General features: G+C 30.6%; 21 protein-coding genes. 15 read left to right on the top strand and 6 right to left on the bottom strand.

Annotated elements, in window-relative coordinates:
- Genes nuoH through nuoN form a run of 7 tightly spaced genes read left to right on the top strand, consistent with a single transcriptional unit; the run spans nt 1 to nt 7,458 of the window.
- Nucleotides 1–1,008, top strand: coding sequence for an NADH-quinone oxidoreductase subunit NuoH (nuoH, locus tag LXN10_RS05770; protein WP_129100841.1), 1,008 nt, complete (start codon nt 1–3; stop codon nt 1,006–1,008).
- Nucleotides 1,005–1,628 carry an NADH-quinone oxidoreductase subunit NuoI gene (gene nuoI / locus LXN10_RS05765; protein ID WP_129100842.1) on the top strand — a complete coding sequence of 208 codons (624 nt, stop codon included), beginning with the start codon at nt 1,005–1,007 and terminating at the stop codon, nt 1,626–1,628. The genes nuoH and nuoI overlap by 4 nt, the downstream gene beginning before the upstream one ends.
- An 8-nt stretch (nt 1,629–1,636) precedes the next feature.
- Nucleotides 1,637–2,209: an NADH-quinone oxidoreductase subunit J gene (locus tag LXN10_RS05760; protein WP_129100843.1), complete on the top strand. Its 573-nt coding sequence runs from the start codon at nt 1,637–1,639 to the stop codon at nt 2,207–2,209.
- Nucleotides 2,206–2,505, top strand: coding sequence for an NADH-quinone oxidoreductase subunit NuoK (gene nuoK, locus LXN10_RS05755; protein WP_129100844.1), 300 nt, complete (start codon nt 2,206–2,208; stop codon nt 2,503–2,505). Before LXN10_RS05760 ends, nuoK begins: the two co-directional genes overlap by 4 nt.
- Entirely contained in the window at nt 2,506–4,437 is a 1,932-nt protein-coding gene (nuoL, locus tag LXN10_RS05750) for an NADH-quinone oxidoreductase subunit L (protein ID WP_375724928.1), read from the top strand. It begins immediately after the preceding gene.
- A gap of 13 nt (nt 4,438–4,450) precedes the next feature.
- On the top strand, nt 4,451–5,977 hold the full coding sequence (locus LXN10_RS05745) for an NADH-quinone oxidoreductase subunit M (RefSeq protein WP_375724927.1): 1,527 nt from the start codon (nt 4,451–4,453) through the stop codon (nt 5,975–5,977).
- Nucleotides 5,977–7,458, top strand: a complete 1,482-nt coding sequence (gene nuoN / locus LXN10_RS05740) for an NADH-quinone oxidoreductase subunit NuoN (protein ID WP_375724926.1) — start codon at nt 5,977–5,979, stop codon at nt 7,456–7,458. Before LXN10_RS05745 ends, nuoN begins: the two co-directional genes overlap by 1 nt.
- 39 nt (nt 7,459–7,497) lie before the next feature.
- Here the strand turns inward: nuoN and LXN10_RS05735 are convergent, their stop codons facing one another.
- Entirely contained in the window at nt 7,498–7,920 is a 423-nt protein-coding gene (locus LXN10_RS05735) for a hypothetical protein (protein WP_375724925.1), read from the bottom strand.
- A 193-nt stretch (nt 7,921–8,113) separates the two neighbouring features.
- Between LXN10_RS05735 and LXN10_RS05730 the strand changes: the two genes are divergently transcribed.
- From LXN10_RS05730 to LXN10_RS05705, 6 genes are all read left to right on the top strand, one after another.
- Complete coding sequence (locus tag LXN10_RS05730) at nt 8,114–8,929, top strand: menaquinone biosynthesis family protein (protein ID WP_375725330.1); 816 nt, start codon at nt 8,114–8,116, stop codon at nt 8,927–8,929.
- A 2-nt stretch (nt 8,930–8,931) separates the two neighbouring features.
- On the top strand, nt 8,932–9,711 hold the full coding sequence (locus LXN10_RS05725; protein WP_375724924.1) for a UDP-N-acetylmuramate dehydrogenase: 780 nt from the start codon (nt 8,932–8,934) through the stop codon (nt 9,709–9,711).
- An 89-nt stretch (nt 9,712–9,800) separates the two neighbouring features.
- Complete coding sequence (topA, locus tag LXN10_RS05720) at nt 9,801–12,185, top strand: type I DNA topoisomerase (protein ID WP_375724923.1); 2,385 nt, start codon at nt 9,801–9,803, stop codon at nt 12,183–12,185.
- A gap of 2 nt (nt 12,186–12,187) precedes the next feature.
- Nucleotides 12,188–12,703 carry a YfcE family phosphodiesterase gene (locus LXN10_RS05715; RefSeq protein ID WP_375724922.1) on the top strand — a complete coding sequence of 172 codons (516 nt, stop codon included), beginning with the start codon at nt 12,188–12,190 and terminating at the stop codon, nt 12,701–12,703.
- A complete protein-coding gene (locus LXN10_RS05710; protein WP_375724921.1) occupies nt 12,690–13,541 on the top strand; it encodes a biotin synthase in 852 nt (283 codons plus the stop codon). The genes LXN10_RS05715 and LXN10_RS05710 overlap by 14 nt, the downstream gene beginning before the upstream one ends.
- A 14-nt stretch (nt 13,542–13,555) precedes the next feature.
- Nucleotides 13,556–14,713 carry a cation:proton antiporter gene (locus LXN10_RS05705; protein WP_375724920.1) on the top strand — a complete coding sequence of 386 codons (1,158 nt, stop codon included), beginning with the start codon at nt 13,556–13,558 and terminating at the stop codon, nt 14,711–14,713.
- On the opposite strand, the gene LXN10_RS05700 is transcribed toward LXN10_RS05705, so the two are convergent.
- From LXN10_RS05700 to LXN10_RS05680, 5 genes are all read right to left on the bottom strand, one after another.
- Nucleotides 14,687–15,496: an AMIN domain-containing protein gene (locus LXN10_RS05700; RefSeq protein WP_375724919.1), complete on the bottom strand. Its 810-nt coding sequence runs from the start codon at nt 15,494–15,496 to the stop codon at nt 14,687–14,689. The genes LXN10_RS05705 and LXN10_RS05700 overlap by 27 nt on opposite strands.
- Nucleotides 15,493–15,750 carry a septum formation initiator gene (locus LXN10_RS05695; protein ID WP_129100856.1) on the bottom strand — a complete coding sequence of 86 codons (258 nt, stop codon included), beginning with the start codon at nt 15,748–15,750 and terminating at the stop codon, nt 15,493–15,495. Before LXN10_RS05695 ends, LXN10_RS05700 begins: the two co-directional genes overlap by 4 nt.
- Before the next feature lie 12 nt (nt 15,751–15,762).
- Complete coding sequence (eno, locus tag LXN10_RS05690; protein WP_375724918.1) at nt 15,763–17,040, bottom strand: phosphopyruvate hydratase; 1,278 nt, start codon at nt 17,038–17,040, stop codon at nt 15,763–15,765.
- Between the two features lie 151 nt (nt 17,041–17,191).
- Complete coding sequence (recA, locus tag LXN10_RS05685; RefSeq protein WP_375724917.1) at nt 17,192–18,232, bottom strand: recombinase RecA; 1,041 nt, start codon at nt 18,230–18,232, stop codon at nt 17,192–17,194.
- 85 nt (nt 18,233–18,317) lie between these two features.
- On the bottom strand, nt 18,318–18,530 hold the full coding sequence (locus tag LXN10_RS05680) for a hypothetical protein (RefSeq protein WP_129100859.1): 213 nt from the start codon (nt 18,528–18,530) through the stop codon (nt 18,318–18,320).
- Between the two features lie 104 nt (nt 18,531–18,634).
- On the opposite strand from LXN10_RS05680, the gene pseB reads away from it, so the two are divergent.
- Together pseB and LXN10_RS05670 are read left to right on the top strand one after the other, a co-directional pair.
- The gene (gene pseB, locus LXN10_RS05675) at nt 18,635–19,627 is read left to right on the top strand and encodes a UDP-N-acetylglucosamine 4,6-dehydratase (inverting) (RefSeq protein WP_375724916.1); all 993 of its coding nucleotides are present in this window, start codon (nt 18,635–18,637) and stop codon (nt 19,625–19,627) included.
- An 11-nt stretch (nt 19,628–19,638) separates the two neighbouring features.
- Nucleotides 19,639–21,063 carry a mannose-1-phosphate guanylyltransferase/mannose-6-phosphate isomerase gene (locus LXN10_RS05670; RefSeq protein WP_375724915.1) on the top strand — a complete coding sequence of 475 codons (1,425 nt, stop codon included), beginning with the start codon at nt 19,639–19,641 and terminating at the stop codon, nt 21,061–21,063.
- Nucleotides 21,064–21,081: the final 18 nt, after the last annotated feature.

Below are 21,081 nucleotides of genomic sequence, written 5' to 3'. Positions count from 1 at the left end.
ATGGAGACAAGTATTATAATTGAAACAATTGTTAAAGCTGTAGTTATATTAGCAGTATTCTCAGCAATCGCTGGGTTTACAACTTATATTGAACGAAAAATATTAGCTTTTATGCAAAGAAGATTAGGACCTACAAATGTTGGACCTTATGGATTATTACAAATTGTTTGTGATGGGATAAAACTATTTACAAAAGAAGATTTTATTCCTCAAAATGCTGTAAAACCAATCTTTATGATTGCTCCAATTATAACAGCAGCCACAGCATTTATTGCAATGACAGCAGTTCCATTTTTTCCAGAATTTGAAATTTTTGGATATACAATAAGACCAATTATTGCAGATATCAATGTGGGTGTTTTATTTGTAATGGGTGTGGCTTCAGTTGGACTTTATGGGCCTTTATTAGCTGGTATGAGTAGTGGAAATAAATGGGCATTATTAGGAGGGGCAAGAACTGCCATTCAACTTTTATCTTATGAAGTTGTATCTGGACTTGCACTTTTAGCACCTCTTATGTTAGTGGGTTCTTTATCTTTAATTGATATAAATGAGTATCAAAGTGCAGGATTTACTTCTTGGATTATTTGGACTCAACCCTTGGCTTTTATTCTTTTTGTGATGGCAGGATTTGCAGAGACAAACAGAACACCATTTGATTTACTTGAACATGAAGCTGAAATTGTTGCAGGTTATGCAACAGAGTATTCTGGAATGAGATGGGGAATGTTTTTTATAGGTGAATATGCAAATTTATTTACAATCTCATTTTTGATTTCACTGATTTTTCTTGGTGGGTACAATGATTTATGGTTTATTCCAGGTGGTTTAGCGATTATTTTAAAAGTATCATTTTTAATATTTTTCTTCTTATGGACAAGAGCTTCTTGGCCACATGTAAGACCAGATCAATTGATGTGGTTATGTTGGAAAATATTAATGCCACTAGCAGTAGTTAATATCTTACTTACTGGTGCATTTGTAATGATAGTTGGGAGTATAGGATGAATTTAGAAGATTTAAAAAATAGAAATATAAGCGAGCATGATTATATAAATATTCAAGATAATAGTTCTCCTGAAACTCCTTGGCAAGAGTTTAAACAAATATTTAAAAGATCAATAAAAGGGGAACTTTTTACTGGACTAAGAGTTACTTTTAATATGATGAGAGAAGCTTTATTTAATAAACAAATGCACACAGTGCAATATCCTGCTGAAAAACTACCAATAGGACCTAGATATAGAGCTGTACATAAACTACTTGGTCTTTTAGAATCAGGTGAAAACAGATGTATTGGATGTGGACTTTGTGAAAAAATTTGTATCTCTGATTGTATTAGAATGGATACACGAATTGATGAAAACTCTAGAAAAGAGGTTTTAGAATATACAATAAACTTCGGTAGATGTATTTTCTGTGGATATTGTGCTGAGGTTTGTCCAGAACTTGCCATTGTTCATGGGGGAAGATATGAAAATGCAGGAGAACAGAGAGCTCACTTTGTTGTAAAAGATGATTTATTAACTCCACTTGATAAATTAGCACAACAACAAGAGTATCCGGGTTTTGGTGCAGTATCTCCTGATGCTGATGAAAAAATCAAAAAAACTCCACTAGAGTATTAGGAGATATGATGTTTGAAATAGTAGCTTTTTATTTGTTTGCAATCTTGACAGTATTTATGTTTGGAATAACAGTATTTACAAATAATGCCTTATATGCACTAAGTTCTCTGGCAGCTGGTATGATTTTTATCTCTGCTTTTTTCTTTTTGTTAAATGCAGATTTTTTAGGAATCGTACAAATTGTAGTTTATACAGGTGCTGTTATGGCTCTTTATGCTTTTGGAATGATGTTTTTTGATTCTATGAGTGAAGTAAAAGAAAAAATTCAAAACCCAAGATTAGTATTTTTATTTAGTGGATTAGCAGCACTTATTACGGTTGTAGCTTTTCTTTCTCCAATTATATCAACTAATATAATTTCTGATTATGCAGTTCATCCAGAGTATGGAAATACTCAAGATGTTGGGGTTATTTTATTTACAAAATTTTTAGTTCCCTTTGAAGTTGCAGCTGTAATGTTATTAGTTGCAATGATAGGTGGAATTATACTTGCTGGTAAAAAGATGGATGTATCATATTCAGAACTTAGTGAAGATGAAATAGATGCCCTTGAATCATCAAATGAAAAGGATAGCAAATGAGTTTAAATGAGTATTTAATACTTTCATCACTTCTATTTTGTTTAGGTTTAGTAGGTGTGATTAGAAGAAAAAATCTTTTAATGCTATTTTTTTCAACAGAGATAATGTTAAATGCTGTGAATATTGGACTTGCTGCTGTTTCACATTTCCATCAAGATTTGACAGGTCAAATGTTTGCATTTTTTATAATAGCAATTGCTGCAAGTGAAGTTGCTGTTGGTTTGGGATTATTAATTTTATTATATAAAAGAAAAAATTCTATCAACTTAGATACTTTACAAAATATGGAGGGGTAAATGGAAAAATTTGTATATATTGCGTTATTTGCTCCTTTAGTTGGTTCAATAGTTGCCTCACTATTTTCAATGAAACCTAAAACTTTGTTTACTGGGATTTTCACAAGTTTAATGTTAGCTGTTTCTATGGTTGCTTCATTGATTTTACTTTTTAATATTATTTCATCAGATGAGATAATAAGTGTAAAACTTATGGATTGGATAGTAATAGGAAATCTTAGTATTCCTTTTGGTCTTGTAGCAGATGCAGTTAGTGCTACGATGATGGTAGTTGTAACTATTGTTTCAACTATGGTACATATTCATTCAATTGGTTATATGGATCATGACAAATCATTTAATAGATATTTTGCTTGGTTATCAGCTTTTGTTTTTTCTATGATGATATTAGTTATGAGTGATAACTTTGCTGGCTTGTTTATTGGATGGGAAGGTGTTGGTCTTTGTTCTTGGGGACTGATTGGATTTTGGTACCACAAAGAAGATAAAGCAAAATCAAAAGATGTATATACTTCACCATATTCTACTCTTTCACCTTACTCTTCAATCTCACCTTCATATGCAGCAAATGAAGCTTTTATTATGAATAGAGTTGCAGATTTAGGTATGTTAGTTGGAATATTTTTGATTTATTGGAATCTAGGCTCTCTTCAATATGATGTCGTATTTGCAAATGTTGGAAACTTGTCCCATGGAATTATTATAGCAATTGCAATTTTCCTTTTTATTGGTGCGATGGGTAAATCAGCACAATTTCCATTTAATCAATGGCTTGCAAATGCAATGGAAGGTCCAACACCAGTATCTGCACTAATTCATGCAGCGACGATGGTAACAGCTGGGGTTTATTTACTTGTACGAGCAAATGTAATTTTTACAGCAGTTCCTGAAGTAGGTTATGGTATCGCTTGTCTTGGTGCTTTTGTTGCTATATTTGCAGCAACTCAAGCAATGGTAGCTTCTAATATCAAAAAAATTGTTGCCTTCTCAACTCTGTCGCAACTTGGATATATGTTTGTAGCAGCTGGTCTTGGAGCTTATTGGGTGGCACTATTTCATTTAGCAACCCATGCCTTTTTTAAATCAGTTCTTTTCTTAGGGGCTGGAAATGTTATGCATGCTTTAAATGATGAGATAAATATAAAAAATATGGGTGGGTTGTATAAGCATATGAAAGGCACTGCTATTATTATGATAATAGCTTCAGCTGCTCTTTCAGGTATTTGGCCACTTGCAGGATTTTATTCTAAAGATTTAATCTTAGAAGTTGCCTTTGGAGCTCATGAATATATTTTATGGACTATTCTTTGGGTAACAGCTGGGTTAACAGCATTTTATTCATTTAGACTTGTTATGTATGTATTTTTTGGTGAAGAGAGATTTAAAAAACTTAATTATCATCCCCATGAAACTTATAGCTTTGTAATAGCATCTATGAGCCCACTTGCAATACTTGCAATTGTTACAGGTTGGTTTAAAGATTCTTTTGAAGAGATGATAATAAAAGTTTTACCAGGATTAAATGTTCATGTTCATGAAGAAGTTGTACTTATACTTATTCTTGTTACAAGTGCCATGGCAATCGCTGGAGTCTTATTTGCAGCACTTAGATATGTAAAAGCAGGTACTTATTTTAGTGAAAATGTAAAAGATAGCTTTTTTTATAAACTATTGGCAAATCAATATTATATACCTCATTTTTTAGAGTATGTAATTACAAGACCATATTTGGCAATAAGTAAATTTGCATGGAAATATATTGATCTTAAAATTATTGATTTTATTGTTGATGGTATTGGAAAAATGGTTTATGCATCAGGTAAAGGGGTTAGACCTCTTCAATCAAGTAATTTATCGACACTATTAAAAGTGATGGTTTATGGGTTTGTTTTATTATTAGTTCTAAGTGTAGCGCTTGGGTTTTTAAAGTAAAGGGTTAGAAAGTATGGAACATATTTTATCAATTTTAATATTTTTTCCGGCATTTGCTGCATTTATAGGGTTTTTAGTAAAGAGTGATTCTATTAGAACTTATGCAATTATCGTAACAGCCGTTGAGTTTTTCATTTCACTATTAGTTTGGTCTGGCTTTGATAGCTCGATGCCTGATATGCAGTTTTTAGAAACAGCACCATTAATTGATGCTTATGGAATAAACTATGTTGTAGGAATAGATGGTATTTCACTATTTTTAGTTCTTATGACTACTTTTATGACTTTTATATCAATTATAGGACTAACTGAAAAAAGAGCTTTAAAAAACATGATTATTACTGTGTTATTTTTAGAAATGACTATGGTAGGTGTATTTTTAGCTTTAGATGCAATTGTATTTTATTTATTTTGGGAGTTATCACTTATTCCAATGCTTTATATAATCGGAGCTTGGGGTGGAAATTTAAGAATTTATGCTTCAATTAAATTCTTTATTTATACTTTCACTGGTTCTTTAGTTATGCTTCTTGGTATGCTTTATTTAGCTTATGTATATTATGTGACAGCAGGTTCATGGAGTTTTAATCTTTTAGATTGGAATATGCTTATTCTTCCATTTGATATGCAACTTTGGTTATTTGTAGCCTTTTTCTTAGGCTTTGCGATAAAAGTTCCAATGGTGCCATTTCATACTTGGCTTCCATATGCACACGGACAAGCTCCAACAATTGGTTCGGTAATCCTTGCAGCAGTATTGCTTAAAATGGGAACTTATGGATTTATAAGATTTTCACTTCCACTATTTCCAGATGCAACAGTATATTTTATGATACCAATGGCAATATTAGCTCTTATAGCAATAGTTTATACAGCAATGGTAGCTTATGCCCAAGAAGATATAAAACAAGTAATTGCTTACTCTTCTGTATCACATATGGGTGTTATTATTTTAGGAACATTTGCTTTAAATGTTGAAGGAATTGGTGGTTCAATTTTCTTGATGATTTCACATGGTATTGTTTCAGGAGCTCTGTTTATGCTTGTAGGTGTGATTTATGATAGAAGACATACCAAAATGATGAGTGAATTTGGAGGCTTGGCAAAGGTTATGCCAAAATATGCAACCATCTTTGCAATTATGCTTATGGCTTCAATTGGGCTTCCTTTAACTATTGGTTTTGTAGGAGAGTTTTTATCTTTATTAGGATTTTTTAAAGTATCTCCACCCTTTACTATACTTGCTGGGCTTACTATTATTTTAGGTGCAGTTTATATGCTAGTTTTATATAAAAAGACTTTCTTTGGACCAATAACAAATCCAAAAAATGAAACCTTGGAAGATGCAAAGGGGCGAGAGTTAGTGGCGCTGATTCCTTTAGTTGCTTTGGTTATTATTTTAGGAATTTATCCAAAACCTATTTTGGAACCAGTTAATACTTCTGTGAAACATTTAGTTCAAGTTATGCAAATAAAAGCACAACAAGAAACTTCTAAAACACAACTTATGTCGTCAAATACAATTGGGGAGGCAAAATAATGATACCAGCTATTTCAATTGATTTTGCAAATTTAAATATTCAAACTTTAGTTCCTATGTCAATTGCCATTGTAGGAGCTTTAGTTATTTTATGTATAGATTTAGTAAATAAAAAACTTGATAAATCTTTATATATCATGTTGGCAGTTTTATTTTTAATAGTAGATTTAGTAGCCGTTATAAGTTACAGCGGTGATGTAAGAGGTATGTTTGATTTGATGATGATTGATGGTATTTCGATTCTTGCTCAAGCTATTATGGTGCTTGCTTCGATTTTATTTATTTTATTATCATTTACAAAACAAAGATTCAATGAACAAAGATATCCAGAATTTTATGCTTTATATTTGTTTATGATTGCAGGTTTTCAATTTATGGTTAGTTCTGATTCCCTAATTTTGATATTTGTAGGACTTGAAACTGCATCAATGGCTTTATATACGATTATTGCTATGCATAATAGAGCAAATGCAATAGAAGCAGCTATAAAATACTTTACAATGGGTGCACTAGCTGCTGCCTTTTTTGCCTTTGGGTCTATGATTTTTTATGCTCTAACTGGAACAGTTGAGTTTGGAAAAATCTCTGAAGTACTTTTTACAAGTGATTTTGAAAACTACCCTCTGGTTTTACTTGGAATTGTATTTATTTTATCTGCTTTAGGATTTAAACTTTCACTTGTGCCTTTTCATGTTTGGGTTGCAGATATTTATGAAGGTTCAACTGCTTCACTTGCAGGGTTCATGTCAATTGTTCCAAAAATAGCAGGTTTTGTTGTAGCTTTAAGATTTTTTGAGATATTTGTCTCTTCTGGAAATATGTTTGTTGAAGCTATTTTAATAGCTATTGTTGTATTAACAATGACTATTCCAAATGTAATAGCACTATTACAAAAAGACATAAATAGAATGCTTGCATACTCTTCTATTTCAAATGCAGGTTTTGCCTTATCTGCTATTATGATAGGTACAACGCAAGCAACAACGGCTATGTTTTTATATTGGATTTTATTTTCAGTTACAAATCTTGGTGCCTTTGCTATGTTATGGTTAAATAGAAGTAAAGATTATCATACTTTTAGTTCAGACCATGCTTTAGAAAAATATGCTGGACTTATTAAAATATCTCCTATGACTGCTGTTATATTTGGATTGTTTTTACTCTCTCTTGCAGGGATTCCTCCTTTTGCACTATTTTGGGGGAAAATGTATCTTTTAGGAGCAGCTGTTAATGGTGGATATATGGTATTAGCTCTTATTATGGCTTTAAACTCTGCTATTGCTGCATACTATTATCTAAAACCAATAGTTTATATGTTCTTAAAAGAGCCAAGTGTTGAGGGAATAAAATTTATGGTAAATGCTACAACTACTAGTAAAGTGATTGTTGCCTCTTGTGCAGTGTTTATGATTATTTCAATATTCTTTATTCAAAATATACTTGAAACTATCTCTTATTATATTCAAATAGCTGGATATTAAATCAATCACAAGGTCATAAATATGACCTTGTGAAGAGAGTTATTGGTTGGAATTATTCATTCCTTTTCCCATACCTTGACCTGGAGTCATTCCTTGACCTTTGTTCATACCTTGGCCAGAATTCATTCCATTTCCCATTCCTTTTTGATTCATTCTTTGTTTCATGTTTTTCATTTGACCTTCTAAAAGTTCTGCTTTACTTAGTTTTTTATCCCCATTTGTATCAAAACTTTCAAAAGTTGGAGCATATGCGGCATTTTTCATTCTCATACCTTGATTTGCTTTTGCTTCCATTTTTTTTGCTCTTAAATCATAAAACTCAGATTCAGATACAAAACCATCATTATTGGTGTCATATTCTTCAAAACTTGATGGTCCTCTTTGTGTATAATCAGTAGCATTTAGTGTTGAAACTAATGTTGTAGCTGCTAAAAATCCTAGAACTAATTTATATATTCTCATAATAATCTCCTTAAATAGATTAATTAATTATACTCTTTTAATAAAAAGAAAGCAAAGCTTTTGAATACTCATTCATATCTTTACATAACCAAAGATAAAACCATAACTTGATACAATCTTTTTCATAAAAAAAGAAGGATAGACTTTGAGAAAAATTAGTGTTGCACATTCACCGGATGCCGATGATATTTTTATGTATTATGCTATAAAATTTGGGTGGGTTACTCCAAAAGATACAGTATTTGAAAATATTGCTGATGATATTGAGAGTTTAAATCAAGCTACTATAAATGGTGAATATGATATTTGTGCAATCTCTTTTGCTCTGTACCCTTTTATAAAAGATGATTATGCACTTTTAAAAACAGCAGTTTCATTTGGTAATGGTTATGGACCAAAATTAGTAAGAAAAAAAGAGACAAAATTAAAGAAAAACTTCAAAGTAGCTCTAAGTGGAGAATATACAACTAATGGACTTCTGTTTAGAATCGCTTATCCAGATGCAAGAATTACTTATATGAACTTTTTAGATATAGAGCAAGCTGTAATTGATGGAACTGTTGATGCAGGTGTTTTAATTCATGAGTCAATTTTAAATTATGATGATAGCTTAGAAGTAGAACGTGAGATTTGGGATATCTGGCAAGAACTTGCTGGAAAAGATTTACCCCTTCCACTTGGTGGAATGTGTTTACGAAGATCAATTCCCTTAAATTATGCAATTGATTATGAAAATACTTTGATAAAAGCAGTTCATGTTGCAAATAAAAACAAAAAAATATTATCTGATATGTTATTAGAGCGAGGACTTATAAGAGTTGATGCTTCAACACTTGATAAGTATTTAGACCTTTATGCAAATGATGATTCGATTGAATTAAGTGAGCTTCAATATGATGCCTTAGATAAATTATATGAACTAGGGTATAAAAATGGATTTTATGAAAACCTTGTAAAATCAAGAGAGTTTTTAATCCCAAGTGAATACGAAGAACTTCGTAATAAGTAATAATGAATAATTACACAAAGAGTATCGACTTTTCAAAGTATTCATCAATTCATATAGGACCAACATTAGAGGTGTTGGTTATAAATGAGATAGGGGATTATAGCAAATATCAAATTATTGGTCGTGCAAATAATCTTTTAATCTCAAATCATCCTCCAAAATTTGCAGTTTTAGGTGAAGAGTTTGATTATATAGAACAAAAAGAAGATAAACTTTATGTTGGTTGTGCTACAAAATCTGGCAAACTTTTATCTTATGCAAAAAGAAATAATTTAGCAAATTTTGAATTTCTTGGAAAACTCCCTGGAAATCTTGGTGGCTTGATTAAGATGAATGCAGGATTAAAAGAGTGGGAAATCTTCAATTATATTGACTCAATTAAAACAAAAGATGGCTATATTAAAAAAGAAGATGTACAATACGGATACCGAAATACAAATATAGATACTATAGTTTATGAACTTGTATTTAATATATCAAGTGGATATAGTAAAGAGATGAATGAACTTTTTACAAAAATGCGAAACAATCAACCACAAACTCCTAGTGCGGGAAGCTGTTTTAAAAACCCAATAGGAGATAGTGCGGGAAGATTGATAGAGCAAGTTGGCTTAAAAGGTTTTAGTAAAAATGGAATGTCTTTTTCGAAAGTACATGCTAATTTTTTAGTAAATAATGGTGGTGGAACTTTTGAAGATGCAATTTATTTGATAAATATTGCAAAACAGAGAGTAAAATCAGAGTTTAATATTGATTTACAAACAGAGGTAATAATTTTTTAGATAAAGATGTTAATTTTAAAGCTTAAGTGCTTTTAATCTAATTATGTTAGAATTCTTGCTCAAAAAAAATCAGAAGGGTTATTTTTATAGTGAAAAATTTAGTTATCGTCGAATCACCAGCAAAAGCAAAAACAATTTCAAAATTCTTAGGATCAGATTATAAAGTTATGGCATCTATGGGCCATGTAAGAGACTTACCAAAGTCAAAATTAGGGTTTGACCCAGCTGATAACTTCAAACCCCAATATCTGATTTCCACGGATAAAAGAAAAGTAATTGCTGATTTGAAAAAAGAGATAACAAAAGATACAACTATCTACCTCGCAGCCGATGAGGATAGGGAGGGAGAAGCTATTGCTTGGCATCTTATCCCTGCACTTAAAGTTGAAAAAAATCCACTAAAAAGAATCGTATTTCATGAGATTACAAAGGGTGCAATTTTAAAAGCCCTAGAAAATCCAAGGGAAGTAAATCAAAACTTGGTTGATGCCCAACAAGCAAGAAGAATCTTAGATAGAGCTGTTGGATATGAACTTTCGCCACTATTATGGAAAAAAGTAAGATATGGACTAAGTGCTGGAAGAGTTCAAAGTGTTGCTGTTAGAATAATAGTTGATAGAGAAAATGAAATCAGAGCCTTTATTCCAGAAGAGTTTTGGAAAATAAAAGCTGATTTTATAAACCCTGAATTAAATACTGAATTAGCAAAAATCAATGGAAAAGTTAAAAAAGTCAAAAATGAGCAAGAAGCAAAAGAGATAGAAGCTTCAATAAATCAAGGTGATTTTGAACTTTTTGATATAGATGAAAGTGAAAGTAAAAGAAATCCAGCAGCGCCTTTTACAACTTCAACATTACAACAAGAAGCTAGTAGAAAGCTTGGATATTCTGTAAAACAAACTATGGTAATAGCTCAACAGCTATATGAAGGAAATATTCAAAACATTCCAAATCATACTGGTGGTTTGATTACATACATGAGAACAGACTCCTTAAATCTTTCAACAGTTGCTACAAGTGCTGCTAAAGAAGTGATTGAGAAAGCCTATGGAGCTGAATATAGCCTAAAAAGCCCAAGAGTGTACAAATCAAAAGCTAAAGGGGCACAAGAGGCTCACGAAGCTATTAGACCTGTTGATTTAAGTTTAAAACCAAGTATGATAAAAGCTTATGTGGATAATGCACAATTTAGACTTTATAGTCTTATTTGGAAAAGAACACTTGCTACTCAAATGCAAACTGCAAAAATAGCAAATACTACATATAAAATAAGTGCTGGAAAAGATAAAGAGTATGAATTTCAAGTTAAGGGACAAAGAATTATTTTCCCTGGATTTATGAAAGTTTATACAGAAGGAAGTGATAATCCTGAATCTGCACTTGATAGTAGTGAAAAAATATTACCGTCAATTAAAGTTGGAACAAAATTAGATTTAGAAAAATTAGATTTAGAACAAAACTTTACAAAACCACCAGCAAGATATACAGAAGCTTCTCTTGTAAAAAAATTAGAAAGTGAAGGAATAGGAAGACCATCTACTTATGCTCCTACAATTTCTACTATTCAAGCAAGAGAGTATATAACTAAATCAGAAGATAAAAAACTTATACCTACACCAACGGGTGAAATTGTAAATTCATTTTTAACAGATCATTTTCCTAATATTTTAGATTTAGGGTTTACGGCAAAAGTTGAAGAAGAGTTTGATGATATTGCAGATGGTAAAATTGCTTGGCAACAAGTAATGAAAGACTTTTATGGGGATTTCAAAAAAACTATCGATGAAAAAGAAGAGAGCGTAAATAAAGAAGACTATTTACAAATAAGAGAAATAGGAACTGATCCAAAATCTGGAAAACCTGTAAGTGCAAGAGTAGGAAGATTTGGGCCATTTGTTCAAATTGGAACAAAAGATGATGAGGAAAAACCTCTTTTTGTAGCGATTCCAGCTCATCTAAATATGGATACGATTACTATGGATGAAGCGATGTTTTTATTTACTCTTCCAAGGGTTGTAGGACAAACTGCTGATGGTGAAGATATTAAAGCAAATATTGGAAGATTTGGTCCATATTTGCAAGTAAAAACAAAATATTATTCACTAAAAGAAGATGATCCCTATAAAGTTGAACTACCAAGAGCTTTAGAAATAATAAAACAAATTGATGAAGAAAAAGCAAAGGCTACTATTAAAAACTTTGAAAAAGAAAAAATTCAAGTTCTTGATGGAAGATATGGACCTTATATCAAACAAGGTAGAAAAAACTATAAAATACCAAAAGGTAAAGATGCTGCAACTTTAGAGTTGGAAGATTGTTTAAGTATTATTGAAAATGACTCAAAAACTTCAAAAAGAGCACCAGCTAAAAAAATAGCTGCTGCAAAGAAAACAACAGCAAAAAAAGCTCCAGCGAAGAAAGCCCCTGCAAAAAAGACAACAGTAAAGAAAACAACTGCTAAAAAAGAGAAATAAACTTGAAAGTAGCAGTTCTTTCTGATAGTCACAATAAAGTTGATTTTACAAAAGAAGCTATTGATTTTTTAAAATTACAAGGTGCACAGTACTTGGTTCACGCAGGTGATTTATGTTTGAAAGAAAATTTAGAATTATTAAAAGAGTCAAGTTTGCCTTATGTGTGTGTTTATGGAAATAATGACAACTCTTTAGTGTATCTTTCAAATGAATACAAAATAGAAAACGAACCTTATTTATTTAAAATTGAAGATATAAAGTTTAAACTTATGCATCTTCCTTTTTATTTAAATGGGGACAGTGATGTAGTGATTTTTGGACATACTCATATATTTGAAAGTGAGTATAAAGAGGGAACTTTGTTTTTAAATCCTGGTGAAATATGTGCTAGAGAGAAACCTTTGAGCGAGTGTGTGTTGTTAGAAATTAACCCAAATGAGTATATAATTAATTATTACTCAAGAAATATTAATGAAAAAGAATTTTTAAAAGAAGAGATTAGATATGAACGAAAATAAAGAAATATTTTTATGTGCTATTTGTAATATTGAAAGTGGTACATGTAATGAAGACTGTAAATTTTGTACACAAAGTGTAAAGTATAAAGCTGATATCTTAAGATATAAAAGAAAAGAAATTGAGCAAATTGTTGAAGAAGCAAAAAGAGCTAAAAAGAATAATGCTAATGGATTTTGTTTAGTAACAGCTGGAAAAGGTTTAGATGACAAGAGATTAAAGTTTGTTGTAGAAGCTGCAAAGGCTGTTAAAAAAGAGAATTTAGGACTTATTTTAATTGCTTGTAATGGAACGGCAAGTGTTGAACAACTTCAAACACTAAAAGAAGCAGGAGTGGATGCTTATAATCATAACTTAGAAACAGCAGAAGATTATTATCCCCAAATTGTTACAACTCATACTTGGCAAGAGAGATATCAAACCTGTAAAAATGTAAAAGAAGTGGGATTAAGACTTGTATGTGGTGGAATTTTTGGTCTTGGTGAGACTCAAGAGCAAAGAATCTCTATGCTTGAATCAATCGCATCATTGGAACCTATGAATGTTCCTTTAAACTTCTTTCACCCAAATTCGGCTTTACCAATTGTCGAAAATAGTGTTACAAGAGAAGAAGCATTTGAATTAATTGCGCTAGCTAGAAAAATGGTTCCAAATGCAATGAAAATCATGGTTGCTGGTGGAAGAGAACTAATGTTTGGTGAAGAACAATATAAAATCTTTGAAAAAGGTGCAAATGCCTTTGTTATTGGAGATTATTTAACAACTGCTGGAAAATCTCCAATTGAAGATATGGAAGAACTTGAAAAGTTAGGCTTTAAGATAAAAAGAGAAAGAGATTAAAAACAGGAAACTACATGACAGATGAAATCCTAATAATTATTACAATCTCAACAATAATTTTTATCTCACCTTTGGTAGCAAAGTTTACTAAGATACCAACGGTTCCTGTTGAGATTATATTAGGTGCTCTTGCTGTATATTTTTCACTTATTACAGAACATACTATTTTTGAACTAGTTGCGGAACTTGGATTTTTATATTTGATGTTTTTAGCAGGGCTTGAAGTTGATTTAAGAAAAATAATAGACTCAGACCCTAAAATTTTAAAAAAATCACTTGTTTATAATGCAGTATTATTTTCTTTGTCTTTTCTTATTACTTGGTACTTTGAATTAAGTAATATTTTTGTAGTTACTCTTCCTTTAATCTCTATAGGTATGTTAGCCGCATTAAAAAAAGAGTATGGAGAAGTAGATTGGGTATCTTTATCTATCCTAATAGGTTTAGTGGGTGAGATAGTCTCTATTATTGTTTTAACAACAGTTTCTGCTGGACTTGAAGTTGGATTTGGCTTAGAATTTGCAAAAACTATGATGTTATTTACAGCTTTTTTAGTTGTGCTTATAATTATATATAAGATATTTCATAATTTATTATGGTGGTATCCTGAGATAAAAAGATATCTTATGCCAGAAGAAGATCATCAAGAGCAAGATATTCGTGTTTCTATGGCTATTTTCTTTTTATTGATTACTATAATGATTTACTTAAAACTTGAAGTTGCTTTTGGGGCTTTTATTGCTGGAACTTTTATAAAAACATTTTTTGAGCATAATAAAGCCCTTCCAACAAAATTGGAGCATTTTGGTTTTGGATGGTTAGTACCAATATTTTTTATTCATGTAGGTACATCATTTGAACTACAATCACTATTTCATGATGGATTATTTGTAAAAGCTTTAATGATAGTTGTAGCTATGATTTTAATAAGACTTGTGGCGTCATTTTTATTTATGAAAGATTTAAAAGGAGGGAAGTTTTTATTAATAGGGCTTTCTCATTCTATGCCCCTTACTCTTTTAATAGCAGTTATTACTTTGGCATATCATAATCATAGTATTACTCAATTTTATTATTATGCATTTATATTAGCTTCTATTTTAGAAGTTCTAATTGTAATGATAATAATAAAATTATTAGATACTTTATTGTTTAGGAAGAATATAAACTAAAGTGTCATCAAAAGAAACATCATAATTTGATGGCATATCTTCCACTTCTACAACAACTCTAAAAAAGTGTTCTTCACCATGATTTCCTACAGTTATTTTTTTGAAGTTAGTTGAATCTAATACTATATTTTTTGTAAAAAATGAAACATTAGCTTTAAAATCTATAATTAATTTTTTCTCATTTTCTATATAAAATTTTTTCATAATTTTATATTTTGTATTTAATGTCATTTTATCATTTGAGTATTCAAGTTTTAAATATGGTAAAACTTCTACACTTTTAACATCCATTTTTGTCTCATCTTGTACAGTAGGAGTTTCAGCCTCATTTGGCATTATTTCTGTTGTAGCTCTTGGCTTAACATAAATTACAGGGCCTCTTTCTTCTAACTCTTTTGCTTTTTGCATTGCTTTTTCTTTTGCTAATTTTGCTTCTGCAGCTTCTTTTTTAGCAATTGCAACTTTTTTTAGAGCTTCTTGAAGCTCTTTTTCTTTTCTTAGTTGAGCTTCTTTTTTCATTTGCTCTTTTTTCATCTCTTCTTCGCTCTTTGCAACAGCAGTAGGAGCTGGTTTATTTACATCACCTTCTCTTAGTACAGGAGTCATATCTTCTGTTTGAATGTCTTGGTTCTTCTCCATAAATTCAGGTGGATAGTTTTGATCTATTTCCATAAGTCTTGCAACTTCATCATTATATGCTTTTGTTGGCATAAACGGATTTTCCCTTGCTTCTAAAGAAGCAACCATTAATAGTGATGTAACAATTAAAGATAAAGATTTCATTCTTCTGGCTCCAAATTTTTTAATTCAAAATACTCTTTTTGTAATCTCGCATTACTCTCTTGAAGTCTATTAATTTCACTAATCAAATAAGACCTTTTATTTTTAAGTGACTTATAGACCTCAAAAGAATTTACTCCAAAGAGTAAGTTTGCCACATGATAGCTTAGAAAAAGTGTAATAGCAATAGAAATTATTGCTATTACAGTAAATCGTTTGACCTCTTTACTTATAAAACGATTACTTTTTTCTGCCATATTATTCTACTACTATTTTTTGAAAAAAGGTTGTTTCCCTAAATATTCAGCATATGCTATTTCAGAACCGATTTCCAATAATCTATTATATTTAGCGATTCTATCACTTCTTGCTGTACTTCCAGTTTTGATTTGTCCACAATTTAATGCCACTGCAAAATCAGCAATAAAGGCATCTTCAGATTCACCAGATCTGTGTGACATAACACAATTATAATTATTTCTTTGTGCTAGTCTTATTGTTTGCATTGTTTCACTAACTGATCCAATTTGGTTTGGTTTGATTAAAATAGAATTTGCAATTCCTTTTTGAATTCCTTCTGCTAGGATATTTGCATTTGTAACAAATAAATCATCACCTACAAGTTGAATTTTAGAACCAAGTTCTTCAGTTAATATTTTCCAACCATCCCAGTCATCTTCACTCAATCCATCTTCGATAGATACAATTGGGTATTTTGAACATAAATCAGCATAATAAGCAACTAACTCTTTTGAAGTTAATTCTCTATTTTCAGATTTTAATACATAAAGACCTTTGTCATTTATGATTTCTGAAGCTGCAACATCAAGTGCGATTGCAATTTGTTCACCAGCTTTGTATCCAGCTTTTTCTACTGCTTTTAAAATAACTTGAATAGGTTCTTCATTTGATTTTAAATTTGGGGCAAACCCACCTTCATCACCAACTGCAGTTGATTCACCCATTTCATCAATTACTTTTTTAAGGTTTTGATAGATTTCAGATACTGCTCTTAATCCATCATTGAAGTTTTCAAAACCAACTGGCATAACCATATATTCTTGAAAATCAACAGAGTTATTTGCATGTTCTCCACCATTTATGATATTAAACATAGGTACAGGCATAGTCATAGCATTTGCCCCACCTAAATATCTATATAAAGGAATTTCTAAAGATGCAGCAGCAGTACGAGCTACAGCCATAGAAACACCTAGAACTGCATTTGCACCTAGGTTTGAATAATTACTTGTTCCATCTATATCTTTCATTGTAGCATCTATTTCTGCTTGATTATATGGGCTTAAACCGATTAATTCATTTGCAATTGTAGTATTTACATTTTCAACTGCTTTTAAAACACCTTTACCTAAAAATCTATCATCCCCATCTCTTAATTCTAGTGCTTCTCTTTTTCCAGTACTTGCCCCACTTGGTACAATCGCACTTTGTTTTGTCCCATCACTTAAAATTACTGTTGCTCTAACTGTTGGATTTCCTCTTGAATCTAATACTTCATCAGCATAAATGTTATCAATATATACCACGTAGGTCTCCTATAAATATTTAAATTTATATCATTTTATCTAAAATTTTATTTTAAAGTTCTTTTGTGATTGGTGGTATTTGTGATTATTTGGGGTAGTTTTGTATATTGTAGTTGTAAAGGGATTTAATCTAAGAGAGTTTTCTCTTAGATTAATCTTCACCTTCTTCTGAACTTTCATCGCCATCAAATGGTACAGCATCATTTACTCCCATAGCTTCAAGTATTTTAGCTTCAATCTCTTTTGCTATTTCTGGGTTTTCTCTTAAGAATACTTTTGAGTTCTCTTTCCCTTGACCGATTTTACTGTCATTGTAGCTAAACCAAGCTCCAGCTTTATCTACAATATCAAGTTTAACACCATAATCAACAAGTTCTCCCATTTTTGAGATACCTTCTCCAAACATGATATCAAACTCTGCTTGTTTGAAAGGAGGCGCAACTTTATTTTTTACAACTTTTACTTTTACTCTATTTCCTATAGAGTTTTCAGCTTGTTTAAGTGTAGCAATTCTTCTAATATCAAGTCTAATAGAAGAGTAAAATTTAAGTGCATTTCCACCAGTTGTAGTTTCTGGACTTCCATATCCTGTCATTCCAATTTTCATTCTGATTTGGTTAATAAATATTACAGTACAGTTCATTTTATGTAAAATACCAGTAATTTTTCTTAAAGCTTTACTCATAAGTCTAGCTTGAACACCCACTTGTTGATCATCCATATCACCATCAATCTCTACTTTTGGAGTAAGTGCTGCAACTGAGTCAATTACTATTAAATCTACAGCTCCACTTCTAATAACTGTTTCAAGTATTTCTAATGCTTGTTCTCCAAAATCTGGTTGTGAAACAAGTAAGTTATCTGTATCAACACCTAAGTTTTTAGCATAAATAACATCAAGTGCATGTTCTGCATCAATAAAAGCACAAACTCCACCTTGTCTTTGACACTCTGCTATTGCATGAAGAGTAAGTGTAGTTTTACCTGAAGATTCAGGTCCATATATCTCTATTACTCTTCCCTTTGGTAATCCTCCAACCCCTAATGCTAAGTCAAGTCCCAATGAACCTGTACTTATAGACTCAACTGGAACTGTTTCTTTATCCCCTAATCTTACTAGTGAACCTTTTCCAAAAGCTTTGTCAATTTGTTTAATTGCTAATTCTAGTGATTTTTTTTGATTATCATCCATCGTTTTTCCTACGTGTTTTAATTTTGTGTAATTCTATCAGAAAGTTTTTTAATTAAGAAAAATTATTACAAATTGTAATAAAAATTTATTCTTCATCTTTTTTATTTAGTTCTTCATCAATTTTTTGAATATTTTCAATTGTTTTAATGTGAGAAGTAACTCTTTTTTTCATAGTAAATTTTTTTATGTGCTTTGCTAGTATTTTAGTATATTTTTTATAATTCCTTGAACCCTTTTCAAAGCTAGCAAGTTTTTTTTGAATTTTGATAATATCTTCTGGAATGAAATTTTCTGACATAAAATACCTAAGTTTGGATTTATTAAATTATTGCATATTTGCTCTTAAAATAAAAGTTAAATAATATATTGGGTAAAATTAACCATTATAATAAAAGGCTTTTAATGTTTAATGATAAAAATATTTTAATTACTGGTGGAACGGGAAGTTTTGGTAAAAAGTTTACTAAGATGATACTTGAAAAGTATAAACCAAATAAAATAATAATTTATTCTAGAGATGAACTTAAGCAATATGAAATGTCTCAAGATTATAATAATAAGTGCATGAGATACTTTATTGGTGATGTAAGGGATGCAAATAGATTAAAAAAAGCTATGAATGATGTTGACTATGTGATTCATGCAGCAGCTTTAAAGCATGTGCCAATTGCAGAATATAATCCAATGGAATGTATAAAAACAAATATCGATGGAGCACAAAATGTAATTGATGCAGCCATTGACAATAGGGTAAAAAAAGTAATTGCGCTATCAACTGATAAAGCAGCAAATCCAGTAAATCTTTATGGAGCAACAAAATTAGTATCTGATAAGCTTTTTGTTGCAGCAAATAACTTAGTAGGAAAAAGAGATATCTCTTTTGCAGTAGTAAGATACGGAAATGTTTTAGGAAGTAGGGGTTCAGTTGTTCCTTATTTTGAAAAACTAATTAAAAATGGAGCTGAATCTTTACCAATCACAGATGAAAAAATGACAAGATTTATGATAACACTTGAACAAGGTGTTAATTTTGTACTTAAAAATTTTGAGAGAATGAAAGGTGGAGAGATTTTTGTACCAAAAATCCCATCTATGAAAATAGTTGATTTAGCAAGTGCTATGGCTCCAGAATTACCCCATGATATAGTAGGTATTAGACCAGGAGAAAAACTTCATGAAATAATGTGTCCTTCTGATGATTCACATCTAACAATAGAGTTTGAAGATCATTTTGTAATTGGACCTACTATTAAGTTCCACGCTGTAAGAGATTATTTTGAGAATAATTTAGGAGAAAAAGGTATTCAAGTTGAACAAGGCTTTGAATATAATTCGACCAAAAATAGTGAGTGGTTGGGTGAAAAAGAGTTTTTAAGTTTAGTAAAAAAGATTTAATGGAATAATAAATGACAAACCTAATATTATGCGGAGGGAGTGGCACAAGACTGTGGCCAATAAGCCGAACACTTATGCCAAAACAGTTTGTAAAACTTTTTAATGATACTCCTGAACACAATCTCTTGAAAGATAATTTACCTCGTAAATCACTTTTTCAATTAACAGTTGAAAGAAATAGTAAAGTATGTGATAAAAGTTTTATAGTGTCAAACACCGAACAATATTTTTTAGCATTAGACCAATTGGAAGAAAATTCAAAATTCAAAATTCAAAATTCAAAATTTTTATTAGAACCAATAGGAAGAAATACAGCTCCAGCAATTGCTTTAACTTGTATGGCATTAGATAAAGAAGAAATTGTTTTAGTAACGCCTTCAGATCATTTAATAAAAAATGAAATAGAATATAAAAAAGTTATAAATCAAGCAAAAGAGTTTGCTACTGACAATAAGCTAGTAACCTTTGGAATAACTCCAACCTTTGCAGAAACTGGATATGGATATATAGAATCTGAAAATAAATATGATGTAAAAGCTTTCCATGAAAAACCAGACCTAAATATAGCAACACAATATTTAAAAGCTGGGAATTATTATTGGAACTCAGGAATGTTTATGTTTAAAGCAGGAGTATTTTTAGATGAACTAAAAAAATATTCTCCTAAAATATATGAAACTTGTAAAGTAGCATTTGATAACAAAAAAGATCAAAATTCAATATTAAGAATTGAATATTCTCAAATGGAAGCTATTCCATCTGATTCAATAGATTATGCTGTAATGGAAAAATCTAATCTTGTTAAAGTAATTCCTTCTGATATTTCATGGAGTGATGTTGGAAGCTTCGATAGCCTGTATGATGAACTTCCAAAAGATGAAAATAATAATACAATAAATGATAATCATATTTCTATAGATTCAAAAAATAATTTAATCTATGGTAATGATAGAAAAATAGCAACAGTAGATATGGAAGATTGTATTATTGTTGATACTGGTGATGCACTTTTAATTTTAAAAAAAGGCTCTAGCCAAAAAGTAAAACAAGTTGTTCAAAAATTAAAAGAACAAAAAAGCGAACTTCATAATGTACATTTGACAGGACATAGACCTTGGGGAACATATACTATTTTAGAAGATAGCCCTGGTTATAAAATAAAAAGAATAGAAGTAAAATCAGGATGTAGACTTTCTTTGCAAAAACATTTTCATAGAAATGAACATTGGATAGTAGTATCAGGATGTGCAACAGTTACAATCGAAGATAAAACATTTATTTTAAATCCAAATGAATCAACATATATAAAGGCAGGACAATTACATAGACTTGAAAATCAAGGTAAATTACCATTAGTTATTATCGAAGCTCAAGTAGGTGAATATACAGGGGAAGATGATATTGTTAGAATTGATGATGACTTTAAAAGAGATTAGATAAAATACATAATAATT

Source organism: Arcobacter iocasae, from assembly GCF_042214795.1.
Taxonomy (GTDB): Bacteria; Campylobacterota; Campylobacteria; order Campylobacterales; family Arcobacteraceae; genus Arcobacter; species Arcobacter iocasae.
The sequence above is the reverse complement of the archived record's forward strand: the minus strand, read 5'-3'. Positions and strand labels throughout refer to the sequence as shown.

Bases quoted from the DNA above. Each gene is read 5' to 3' on its own strand.
- nuoH (WP_129100841.1), top strand. From the start codon at position 1: ATGGAGACAAGTATTATAATTGAAACAATTGTTAAAGCTGTAGTTATA.
- nuoI (WP_129100842.1), top strand. From the start codon at position 1,005: ATGAATTTAGAAGATTTAAAAAATAGAAATATAAGCGAGCATGATTAT.
- LXN10_RS05760 (WP_129100843.1), top strand. From the start codon at position 1,637: ATGTTTGAAATAGTAGCTTTTTATTTGTTTGCAATCTTGACAGTATTT.
- nuoK (WP_129100844.1), top strand. From the start codon at position 2,206: ATGAGTTTAAATGAGTATTTAATACTTTCATCACTTCTATTTTGTTTA.
- nuoL (WP_375724928.1), top strand. From the start codon at position 2,506: ATGGAAAAATTTGTATATATTGCGTTATTTGCTCCTTTAGTTGGTTCA.
- LXN10_RS05745 (WP_375724927.1), top strand. From the start codon at position 4,451: ATGGAACATATTTTATCAATTTTAATATTTTTTCCGGCATTTGCTGCA.
- nuoN (WP_375724926.1), top strand. From the start codon at position 5,977: ATGATACCAGCTATTTCAATTGATTTTGCAAATTTAAATATTCAAACT.
- LXN10_RS05735 (WP_375724925.1), bottom strand. From the start codon at position 7,920: ATGAGAATATATAAATTAGTTCTAGGATTTTTAGCAGCTACAACATTA.
- LXN10_RS05730 (WP_375725330.1), top strand. From the start codon at position 8,114: ATGTATTATGCTATAAAATTTGGGTGGGTTACTCCAAAAGATACAGTA.
- LXN10_RS05725 (WP_375724924.1), top strand. From the start codon at position 8,932: ATGAATAATTACACAAAGAGTATCGACTTTTCAAAGTATTCATCAATT.
- LXN10_RS05710 (WP_375724921.1), top strand. From the start codon at position 12,690: ATGAACGAAAATAAAGAAATATTTTTATGTGCTATTTGTAATATTGAA.
- LXN10_RS05705 (WP_375724920.1), top strand. From the start codon at position 13,556: ATGACAGATGAAATCCTAATAATTATTACAATCTCAACAATAATTTTT.
- LXN10_RS05700 (WP_375724919.1), bottom strand. From the start codon at position 15,496: ATGAAATCTTTATCTTTAATTGTTACATCACTATTAATGGTTGCTTCT.
- LXN10_RS05695 (WP_129100856.1), bottom strand. From the start codon at position 15,750: ATGGCAGAAAAAAGTAATCGTTTTATAAGTAAAGAGGTCAAACGATTT.
- recA (WP_375724917.1), bottom strand. From the start codon at position 18,232: ATGGATGATAATCAAAAAAAATCACTAGAATTAGCAATTAAACAAATT.
- LXN10_RS05680 (WP_129100859.1), bottom strand. From the start codon at position 18,530: ATGTCAGAAAATTTCATTCCAGAAGATATTATCAAAATTCAAAAAAAA.
- pseB (WP_375724916.1), top strand. From the start codon at position 18,635: ATGTTTAATGATAAAAATATTTTAATTACTGGTGGAACGGGAAGTTTT.
- LXN10_RS05670 (WP_375724915.1), top strand. From the start codon at position 19,639: ATGACAAACCTAATATTATGCGGAGGGAGTGGCACAAGACTGTGGCCA.